The 8,235-nt window shown below is 40.9% G+C and carries 6 protein-coding genes and 1 pseudogene; all 7 read left to right on the top strand.

The window, feature by feature from the left end; genetic code table 11:
• Positions 1–857 (top strand): annotated as a pseudogene (locus HMPREF9184_RS09715) (hypothetical protein); the annotation flags it as partial.
• A gap of 51 nt (positions 858–908) precedes the next feature.
• Positions 909–2,078, top strand: coding sequence for a family 1 glycosylhydrolase (locus HMPREF9184_RS00840; protein WP_000620806.1), 1,170 nt, complete (start codon positions 909–911; stop codon positions 2,076–2,078).
• A 256-nt stretch (positions 2,079–2,334) separates the two neighbouring features.
• Positions 2,335–3,021 (top strand): hypothetical protein, encoded by a 687-nt coding sequence (locus HMPREF9184_RS00845; RefSeq protein WP_001237382.1) that lies wholly within the window; start codon positions 2,335–2,337, stop codon positions 3,019–3,021.
• A gap of 14 nt (positions 3,022–3,035) precedes the next feature.
• Complete coding sequence (gtfA, locus tag HMPREF9184_RS00850; RefSeq protein ID WP_000158472.1) at positions 3,036–4,565, top strand: accessory Sec system glycosyltransferase GtfA; 1,530 nt, start codon at positions 3,036–3,038, stop codon at positions 4,563–4,565.
• 27 nt (positions 4,566–4,592) lie between these two features.
• Complete coding sequence (gene gtfB / locus HMPREF9184_RS00855) at positions 4,593–5,921, top strand: accessory Sec system glycosylation chaperone GtfB (protein WP_000562907.1); 1,329 nt, start codon at positions 4,593–4,595, stop codon at positions 5,919–5,921.
• 68 nt (positions 5,922–5,989) lie between these two features.
• A complete protein-coding gene (locus tag HMPREF9184_RS00860) occupies positions 5,990–6,166 on the top strand; it encodes a hypothetical protein (protein ID WP_000066116.1) in 177 nt (58 codons plus the stop codon).
• Between the two features lie 430 nt (positions 6,167–6,596).
• Positions 6,597–8,235: KxYKxGKxW signal peptide domain-containing protein (locus HMPREF9184_RS10010; protein ID WP_033585885.1), on the top strand; the 1,639-nt coding region annotated here is incomplete at its 3' end.

Consider the following 8,235-nt stretch of genomic DNA (forward strand, 5'->3'; position numbering starts at 1 on the left):
CAGAGTGGTGGAGTTATTCCGAATCAGAACAAGCAAGTCAGAGTGCTTCTGAGTCAGAGTTCTATAGTCTGAGCCAGAGTGAGTGGGAATCCGTTTCAGAATCCCAAAGCTACTCAGAACAAGAGTGGTGGAGTTATTCCGAATCAGAACAAGCGAGTCAGAGTGTCTCTGAATCTGAGTTCTATAGCCTGAGCCAGAGTGAGTGGGAATCTCTTTCTGAGTCTCTTTCCTTGAGTGAGATGATTTCTCATTTACTTTCTGAGTCCGAGTCGTTAAGTTTGAGCGAAATCCTCTATCTCAGTGAGTCTGAATCATTAAGTCAAAGCCAACAAATATCTGAATCCTTAAGTCAAAGTCAGAGTGTAGCTGATTCGGTGAGCTTAAGGAAAGCATCCCTATCTCAATCCTATAGTATGTTAGAATCAGAATTTGGTTCCTATAGACAGAGTGTGGCGGAGACAGAAGTATTCTCGCATGACCTGCATACTTCGGAGCGCCTGTATAAGAGCCTCTCTGAACTGGACATGAGCCCTCTAACTCACCAGCAAAAAGTGCAAGAAGTGATGACACCTGAAATTTCTGAAGAAGGATCGTCTCAAGCACATATTGTTGAGGAGCAACAGGAGTCTGAAAATAGAGAAGAATTGATAAAGAATGTAGATTTGCAAGACTCTCTGAAACATCTGTCTCACTATTCAGAATCAAATGGTACAAATTTAAGGATGACAGAACGCCAACTCTACCACCTACTCAAACCAGGTTCGCAGCCTCTAGCACGTGACTTAAGAAATGTTGCAAGTGAATTGTCTGGTTTGGCTGCTATTACTCAAAAAAAGGAAGATGAGAAATCATTCTAAATAGAACTTGCAATCATTAACTAGAAATAATAAAAATCAAAAGGAGTCGCTATGATTAGAAATATGATGTCAAATAGTAACAAAGGTTTGGGTACTACAGATGTACTACCAGTTGACCAATCTCGGATAGAAGTTTTGAATGGAACAGTTGACTACAAAAATGTACCTTTAGGATCTTATGATGTCCTAGGTAGATTTGCTTCGGCAGGTCAGAGAGATTATACGGAAGAACTGAATTTGATTCAATCAATGGGTTTTAATGCCTATAGAATCTCGATCTCTTGGGCACGCATCTTTCCAAGTGGTGAAGAGTTGCAGCCGAGTGAAGAGGGGTTGAAATATTATGAAGCAATCATCGATGACGTATTAGAAAAAGATATCGAACCGATTGTGACCTTGAGTCACTTTGATCTTCCGCTGAATCTATACGAAAAATATGGAGCTTGGAAAAGCCGCAAGATGATCGAACTCTTTGAGCGTTACGCAGAAGCTGTCTTTCAGCACTTTAAGGACAAAGTGAAGTATTGGATTACCTTCAATGAATTCAACGTTTTGCACCATTTGCCGTTTCTTGGTGGGGGATTGTCTTTTGGAGCAGATGACAATCAAGAACAGGTGATTTGGCAAGCAGCTCATTATCAATTGGTTGCTTCTGCACGTGCAATCAAGCTCGGAAAAACAATCAACCCAGAGTTTCAGTTTGGTGGGATGATGGTTGTTAGTAAAAATTACAGTCAGCAAACTGAAAGTGCTATTGATGTAATGGAAGCAGAAGTCAAAGATAGGGAAAATTATTTGTTTACAGACGTGCAAGTTCGTGGATACTACCCAAATCACTTTTTGCGTCGTTTGGAACGTGATCAAATCGCCTTGGATATTGAAAATGACGACCTCTTTGTCCTAAGAGATGGGAAAATTGACTTTGTCAGCTTCAGTTATTATGCATCAAGCAATTCCCAAGAAGTTTTTATCAACAAATATGTAAGTAATGGTCAAAATCGCATTGATTCTGTAGGACTTCGTCTCGTGATGAACAATCTTTACGATCGTTACCAAAAGCCGCTCTTCGTCGTGGAAGATGATGTGGTCTTGGATGATCCAAATGGTGTAGCAACTGAAGAGCTGAAAACGAACATCCAAGAGATCGTGAAAACAGTCGAGTATGATGGTGTGGAATTACTTGGCTATACACCACTTACTTTTACGGAACTAAACTTTTAAAATAGGAAGTAATAACTCGAATCCTTTCTGGTTTAAAAGTAGCGTTCATGTTTTTACTTTTGAAAATGTCTGATCTATCAATCAGACATTTTTTTAGAAATAGATGAACTTTAAGCTAAGTTCGGGTTTTGCTTGATAGTGCTTCAGAATATTTTCCTTATTTGGAGCTTAGAAAAGAATGGCAATTTACGCTATTTTATGCTACAATGAGGAGTAGTGGTGTAAATCAGAATAAGTAAGGAATAGAGGGAGCAAAATGAGACTTAAGAAAACATTGTTCGGTAACTACCGTGCTAAGGAAGTCGAAGATTGTATCGAAGCATTAGAGGAAGGGTTCGATCGTGAAATTCAAAAGAAGAATGAAAAAATCGAGTCCCTACGTAAAAAAATCGACTCTATGAAGAATCAAGAAAAAGAGATCGGTGAAGCAGTTATTTATGCCAAATCTCTTGTTATTGAAGCTCATGATAGGGCAGAAAAAGAAGCTAAAGAAGTTTTAGAAAAAGCACAAAAAGACTACTTGGATACGAGAGAATCTATTCTCGAAGAAATCGATACTCTGACAAAAAAACGGGCAGAGGCTGAGAGATTGTATAATTTACAAAAAGAAAAAATTAAAAATATTATTAGTCGAATTGATGATTTTCTAGAACTGGACGATATCGATGGTAAACCAAAAGATATCAAAAAAATTCAAGAATTACGTAAAGAACTTGATAGACCAGAGGAAGTTGCTAAGGAGAAAGAAGAGGTGGTGCCTGAGAGAGAGAAAGTCCATCTCGAACAACCCCTTGCAAAAACAGGAACAGATAGTGCTATCTCTGTCAGCTACATCACTTCACGTCGCGCAAAACCTAAAAAGAAAGACGAAGATAAGTTAGATGATGATAAGGGCAAGAGAATCAAACGTCTTTCGAGAATTAAACGAGATAACTTTTTGTAAGAGGATAATCAAATATGACAATTTATAACATCAATTTGGGGATTGGCTGGGCGAGTAGCGGTGTAGAATATGCACAGATCTACCGTGCAAAATTGCTTCGTAGTGTTGGCTTAGAAGCGAAGTTCATCTTTATGGATTTTATATCTGCTGATAACATTGAACATTTGACAAAGAATATTGGCTTTGAAGATTCTGAGGTTATCTGGCTTTATCAGTATTTTACAGATGTTAAAATTGCACCGACGACCTATACGCTAGCACAGGTCTTAGCGAGTTTCGATAAAGAGCCCCTCGAAATTATCCGAGACACCGATATGAAGACGATTCGACTTGTATTTGGTGATGGTGATTTTGTGACTTGTTATGCCTGTGACATGGACAAAGAGTTGATTGAGCGCGCTGAAATTGTTTCGCGTGGTTGTTTGATTCAAAAAGAGTACTATACTTATACGAAGAATTTTATCGAGTATTTTAGTCCGATGAATGGTCATGCGCAATTATATCAACGTACCTGGCTCAATGAAGATGGCAGTGTGGCTTATGAGGAAATCATCAATGAAGTCGATGGTAGACAGGAGACGCAAGTCTATCGTTTCCCAAATCATGTTTTCTATTCTAAGCAAGAGTTTGTCGCGCATTTTATAAGAAGTTTGTCTCTGACGAACAAAGATTTATTGATCTTAGACCGAGAGACAGATATTGGTCAAGCTATCTTTGCTAATAAGGGTGATGCAAAGCTAGTCGTAATCGTTCATGCAGACCACTTTAGTGAAAATCCTGCTGAGAAAGACTATATTTTATGGAATAACTATTATGAGTATCAGTTCGAATATGCTGACGAAGTGGATTATATCATTAACTCGACCGATGCGCAAACGAACCTACTCAAAGAACAATTCGCTCAATATACAAACATCAAACCAAAGGAAATCTTGACTATTCCGGTGGGAAGTTTAGATCAATTGCGTCATCCAGAAGGAGAGCGCAAGCCGTTTGGATTGATTACAGCTTCGCGCTTGGCAAGTGAAAAGCATATTGATTGGTTGATTCACTCTGTAGTGAAGGCACATGAGCAATTACCTGAAATCACTTTTGATATCTATGGTACGGGTGGTGAAAGAGCCATGTTGGAGCAGTTGATTCATGAGTTGAATGCAGAAGAGTATATCCGTCTGATGGGGCATCACCACATGGCAGATGTTTATCGAAATTACTCTGCTTACCTGTCTGCCTCCACAAGTGAAGGATTTGGCTTGACCTTGTTAGAAGCGGTTGGCTCTGGTCTGCCAATTATTGGTTTTGATGTACGTTATGGAAATCCAACCTTTATCCGTGATGGGGAAAATGGCTATTTGATTCCTGAGGCGCGTCCAGATGATCTGGATGCAATGACAACGGAATATGCAGAAAAGATTGTCCAGCTATTTACTCAACATTCCCAAGAAGATTTATCCCGTGTGTCCTACGAGGTGGCAGAACCATATCTTGATGAACATATCGCCCAGCGTTGGTATGATCTTGTTCAATCTGCACAGCATCAGTAGAGATTCGAAAAGAAAGGCATAAACACTATGATTTGTTTATTTGAACGCTATGATCAAGCGAGTTTTGATTTGTTACGTTCACTTAAGGCAGCTGGGTTAGACTGCCCTGTTGTCGTGATCCGAGACGATGGCTACCTCGCACCTGATGTTGAGTCGCCTTACAGTTACTTTACTGGAGATGTGGCTTCAGAGGACGATCTACCTCTTTATTTTAACCTTGTTCCAAGGCCTCATTTGTGGGAAATCCGCTCGAGTAATGTTAATGGTGAAATCTTAGATATGGGTAAGAAACGTGCCAATATCTTTTACCGTCAACCAACACACGAACGTCGTGTGCGTGCAGTCGAGTGGTTGGATGATCAAGGTCGTGTACGTGCTGCGGACATTTACAATCGCAAGGGACGTCTCTTTGCACAGATTACCTATGATGATGCCCAACGTCCAACTCATACACGCTACTTTAATCAAGATAACGTAACGGTGATTATGGAAAATCATCTAACAGAGGATATTGTCTTAACTCTTGATGGAAAACGCCATATTTTCAATTCTAAGCAAGAGTTTGTAATCTTTTACTTGCGATATCGTGGATATGATACAGATCGCATTATCTACAATTCTCTAGCAACACCATTTTTAGTAGCCGTTGGTCTGACTCCAAAAGAAGGACGAGCAGAGGATATTCTCTTCTGGCAGGAGCCGATTGGAGAGGAGTTGCCGGGTAACATGAAAGCAGCGATGCAGTTGCCTCATCGCAACATCCGTATCGCAGTACAGGATAAGCAAGTTTATGATAAAATCCTCAAGCTTGCAACACCAAAAGAGAAGAGTTACTTCCGCAATGTTGGTTATCTCTATCAATACCATCGCCTCAATAATATGAATCCAGAAGCCTTGATCCTGACGAATAGTGACCAAATCGAGCAAATTGAGTCGCTTTTGACTCAATTACCAAATGTTCATTTCCATATTGGAGCGATTACTGAGATGTCAAGTCGTTTGATGGAACTAAATCGCTATCCGAATATTTCCCTCTACCCTAATATTCGTCCAGCTAAGGTGAATGAACTTTTTGCTCGCTGTGACTTGTATCTGGATATCAATATTAGTGATGAAATTCTCAATGGTAGTCGAACAGCTTTTGAGAATAATATGCTGATTCTCAGTTTTGAGACGACTTGTCACAATCATCGATTCGTTGCAGAAAGCCATATTTATCCGGTGGAAAATGTATCAGCCATGGTAGGCAAGATTCAGGGAGTTCTCTCTCTTCCGTCTGAGATGGAGGCAGCTCTTGCTAAGCAAAAACAGGCGGCGAATCAGGCTGATCTGGAAGCCTACAAGGCAATTTTATAAGCTAATAAGACAAGGGCTTGCTTTCGATGAAAGCAAGTTCCTTTCTATCAACAGAAAAGGAGGAGCACATGTCTAACAAGGACAATGGAATTTTACAAGAACATATACGAGAACAGCTAGATAATCGAAAGAAACCCCTAAAAAGGGAGAAGCAAGATTTTAGTGTGATTGCTGTGTTGGGCGGCGTTCTCTTTCTCGTCACCCTTTTGGTCACACTACTCATGCAGTTGGGACACTTTTTCTAGGATTTTTTCTGGATGGAGGAGGTCTCTAGAACAGATGAACCTTGACGATTTGCTTGTCAAGGTTTTTTGTTTTTATCTAATTGAATTAGTGTGAAAAAGGGGGGAGGAATCTCGAAAAATAATAAAACGCTTTCAATAATTTGAACCTTAAAAGCGAATTTTAGATAAAAATTAGGCGTTTTCATTGGTCATTTCGGGTATAAATGCTTGAAAAGGAGGAGCTGTTTTGGTAAAATGATAAATGGTATATACTAGATAAAAGTAACTGGTATATCCCAGATGGAATCTGCTTTTTCTGAGTCAAAGGGATAAAAACTGAGACTGACTGCGGCTTTTATTGGCTTTGGTTTTGAGAGGGCAGCGCAACTACGCTTTGTTAATGATCATGAGGTTAACAAAGGATCGCATTTGGATAAAAGAAAGGAATCAAATGTTTCGAAGTAAAAAATTTAACAAAGATTTCGAGATCGTAGATGAGAAAAAGCGTTATAAGCTTTACAAGTCGGGTAAAAACTGGGTAAAAGCCTCGAACTCTCAATTGGATCTCTTCCGTATCGGTGGGATGGGCGAAGTTGTCTCTAGTACCCTGTCAGACACTGAAGAACTTGATCACGCACACCTTAGTTTTAACACGCTAGCGGGTATAGGGGGAATCCTGGCCGCGGGGGCTGCAGGATTTGTGATGACTCAAGAGCAAACTGTTTATGCGGATGAAACATCTGAGTATACAGAAAAGGATAAAACAGTCATCGCTGCTGAACCGAAAGCAGCTGAAACAACTGAAACAAGTACTAACTCAATCATCGCTCAAGCGCAAGCAGAAGTAAAGAAAGCTCAAGCAGAACAAACATCTGCAACAGCAGCCTCTGTATCAGTCAGTCAATCTGTTGAGGCTCAAGCGAGTGCGAGTCAGTCAGCTTCAGTCAGTCAATCTGCCTCAGCAAGTCAGTCAGCATCTGCAAGTGCTTCAACATCAGCAAGTCAGTCAGTCGTAGCGAGTCAGTCAGCATCTGCAAGTGCTTCAACATCAGCAGGTCAATCAACTGCTCCAGCATCTGAGTCAGCGAGTCAATCAACATCAGCTCCTACATCAGTCTCAGCAAGTGCAAAAGCATCTGCATCAGTAAGCTCTACACCATCAGAGTCAGCGAGCGCTCCAGCACCAGCCTCTGTAGTTGAGAGTACATCAGCTGTTAGCGAACCATCAGCGCAGGCTTCTGTGTCTACCTCAGCTTCTGCATCGCTCAACCTTAAGGTCAGCCCTGCGGCAAGTCTTGTATCAGGTAGTGCTAACCAAAGTTTGGCTAGTGCAGCTCTTAGCGCAAGCCAAGCAGCAACGACAAGCAACAATATCGCAGCTGGTGTGGTAGCTGATAAGAACCAAGCCCAAGGTAAGGACGCAACCAAGCAAGCTGAAGAAGACCAAAAAGCAGACAAGACAGTAAATTCTTCACCAAAAGAAGTTGGTCAGTCAGGTTTCCGTAGTGCTGGTTATTCAGGTTTCCGTAGGTTGCCACAACCAGGTGATGAAGGATTTGATTGGGCTCCGAGACTTCAGGTCATAGATGGACCTGGGAATGTTGTTCTCCAACCTGGTCAAAAGTTCAATTTCACTGTAACTATCCATCACAGAAACTCTACAAACCAATTTGTACATCCAGCTAAACTAACTCTGATAGATAACTACAGACGGATTAAACCAAATGGTGACTGGATAACATATAAATTTACTTCTAGTGGCCCTGATGTTAAGATGAGAGTTTATGGTACTGTTCCAGAGAATCCTCAATCACTTACATATTTTGCAGCACTGCAAAATGAGGGAACAAATCAAAGGAGATTCCCGATAAGAGGCTTCTCAATGACTATTGATGGTAACGGTAGCATCTCTAAGTCGACATCAGCAAGCCAATCAGTAAGCTCAAGTCAAAGAGCTTCAGCGAGTGCATCGCTTAGTGCACATCAATCCCACTCAGCATCTGTATCAGCAAGCATCAGTGCGAGCCAATCAGCATCAAGCTCAGCAAATGCTAGTCAAAGTGCTTCAGCAAGTCGCTCAGCTTCAGCAT

Origin of the sequence: Streptococcus sp. oral taxon 058 str. F0407, from assembly GCF_000235485.1 — a bacterium.
Taxonomy (GTDB): Bacteria; Bacillota; Bacilli; order Lactobacillales; family Streptococcaceae; genus Streptococcus.

Bases quoted from the DNA above. Each gene is read 5' to 3' on its own strand.
- HMPREF9184_RS00845 (WP_001237382.1), top strand. From the start codon at position 2,335: ATGAGACTTAAGAAAACATTGTTCGGTAACTACCGTGCTAAGGAAGTC.
- gtfB (WP_000562907.1), top strand. From the start codon at position 4,593: ATGATTTGTTTATTTGAACGCTATGATCAAGCGAGTTTTGATTTGTTA.
- HMPREF9184_RS00860 (WP_000066116.1), top strand. From the start codon at position 5,990: ATGTCTAACAAGGACAATGGAATTTTACAAGAACATATACGAGAACAG.
- gtfA (WP_000158472.1), top strand. From the start codon at position 3,036: ATGACAATTTATAACATCAATTTGGGGATTGGCTGGGCGAGTAGCGGT.
- HMPREF9184_RS00840 (WP_000620806.1), top strand. From the start codon at position 909: ATGATTAGAAATATGATGTCAAATAGTAACAAAGGTTTGGGTACTACA.